Raw genomic sequence first — 1,803 nt, 5'->3', positions numbered from 1 at the left:
GGCCCGCGCAGCGTCCGCAACCGCGCGAGCTCCGCGCTGTCGGCCATGCCGGGCATCCCCGCCCCGGCCGCCATGCCGCCGTGCTGGTGCTCGCCCCCGCGCTGGTGCTCGCCACCGTGCATCCACTGCATCGGCGGACCGCTCGCCTGCGGTGGCTGCCCCCACAAGTTCAGCCACCCCTGCATCCGGCCGATCTGGTCGCGCTGGTTGGTCTCGATGTCGAACGCGAGCCCGCGGACCTCGGCGTCGCCGCCGCGTTCCCGCGCGAGCGTGGCCATGGTGACCGCCTGCTGGTGATGCATCGACATGTCCTGCGCGAAGCCGACGTCGACCGCGCCGGGCGCGGGCTCCGATGGTCGTGCCGGCCCGGCGATCAGCAGTCCTGCGGCGGCACCGAGCAGCAGCAGAGCCGTCGCCACCCCGGCCGCGATGACTACCCGTGCCATCAGCGGCCACCGCGAGTTCCACGCCGCGCCGGTCAACGGCCCCCGCCCATGTCACCGGCACCGCTCTGCGCGCCCGCACCGCTCATCGGCACGGCGTCCGGCGGCGGCGCAGCGGGGTCGAACGGCGGCGGGTTCTGCGTGTCGAACCCGCCCGGGATCGCCTGGCAGGAGCCGCCGACCTCCGGGTACACGCCGTTCGGGTTCTGCCGCAGCGCGGTGATGAACTGGTCGATCCGCGGATCGTCCGGAGCGTCGAGCTTGAGCTGGTGTCCCCACGACTGCAACGAGATCGGCGAATCCAACCCCGGGTACGGCGAAAGCATCGTGTAGGGGCGGTTCTGCACCCTCCGGGCCAGCTGCTGCACGCCGTCCGCGCCGACCTTCTCCGGGTCGTAGGCGATCCACACGGCACCGTGCTCCAGCGAATGGACCATGTTCTCGGTGCGTACCGCCTGCGGGTAGACCACGCCGGTGCAGTCGGCCCAGACGTTGTCGTGCGGGCCGCCGAACGGCGGGGCCTTGTCGTAGGCCACCCGCTGCTGAGCCGTCACGTGCTGCATACCGGGATAGTCGGCGGTTTCGACACCGGGGATCTTTTTCGACGGGTCGGGATTCTGCGGCGAGGGCTTGAACGGCGCCGCAGCAGCGTCCGCTTCGGCCTGCGCGCTCTCCGAGGCCGTGTTCTCGCGGTGCTCCATGTACACGAATCCGAAGATGAGGGCCGCCACCAGAACGACGACGCCGACCCCGGCGATCGTGAGCCACGGGACGGATCGCTGCTGCGCAACGGAACTGCGCGCGTTGCGCATCGCCTTGTTCTTCTTGCCGCTGGTCATCTCGTCCTCGTCCTCCACCCGCCGTCGCCGGGACGGCTCGCCAGTTTAGGGACGCCGCGATCAACAGGGGAGAATTTCGAACACGGCGGGTAATAACGGTCTCACAACGCGGTGACCAGCCGGTTCCGGCGGAACGCGGCGCGGCGAACGGAGCAACGCGCTCGCCCGGCACCGCCCACCCAGGCAAAACGACTCGGAAGACCGGCACTTAAACTGCATCAGGTGACTCCCGCCGTTCTCGCTGACCTGGTCCGCAGTGCCGCCGTCGACGTGCTCACCGCCCGCGGCCTGGACATATCCGTGCTGCCCGACGCGGTGACCGTGGAACGCCCGCGCAACCCCGAGCACGGCGACTACGCGACGAACATCGCGATGCAGGTGGCCAAGAAGGCCGGCGTGCCGCCGCGGGACCTCGCCGGCTGGCTGGCCGAGGAGCTGACCGGGCGGGAAGGCATCGCCGAGGTCGACGTGGCCGGACCGGGCTTCCTGAACCTGCGGCTCGCCGCCGACGCGCAGGCCGG

General features: G+C 71.0%; 2 protein-coding genes and 1 pseudogene. 1 reads left to right on the top strand and 2 read right to left on the bottom strand.

What is annotated here, in order from left to right; all coding sequences use genetic code 11:
• Together IJH84_RS09910 and IJH84_RS09905 are read right to left on the bottom strand one after the other, a co-directional pair.
• Positions 1 to 446, bottom strand: a 446-nt coding sequence (locus IJH84_RS09910) for a DUF305 domain-containing protein (RefSeq protein WP_295143062.1), incomplete at its 3' end; no start/stop codon positions are given.
• A gap of 32 nt (positions 447 to 478) precedes the next feature.
• Positions 479 to 1,282: a DUF3105 domain-containing protein gene (locus tag IJH84_RS09905; protein ID WP_295143065.1), complete on the bottom strand. Its 804-nt coding sequence runs from the start codon at positions 1,280 to 1,282 to the stop codon at positions 479 to 481.
• Between the two features lie 222 nt (positions 1,283 to 1,504).
• On the opposite strand from IJH84_RS09905, the pseudogene IJH84_RS09900 reads away from it, so the two are divergent.
• Positions 1,505 to 1,803 (top strand): annotated as a pseudogene (locus IJH84_RS09900) (arginine--tRNA ligase); the annotation flags it as partial.

Source organism: Saccharopolyspora sp., from assembly GCF_017434145.1.
Classification (GTDB): Bacteria; Actinomycetota; Actinomycetes; order Mycobacteriales; family Pseudonocardiaceae; genus Saccharopolyspora_C; species Saccharopolyspora_C galaxeae.
This window is presented reverse-complemented; position numbering and strand designations above follow the sequence as displayed.

Bases quoted from the DNA above. Each gene is read 5' to 3' on its own strand.
- IJH84_RS09905 (WP_295143065.1), bottom strand. From the start codon at position 1,282: ATGACCAGCGGCAAGAAGAACAAGGCGATGCGCAACGCGCGCAGTTCC.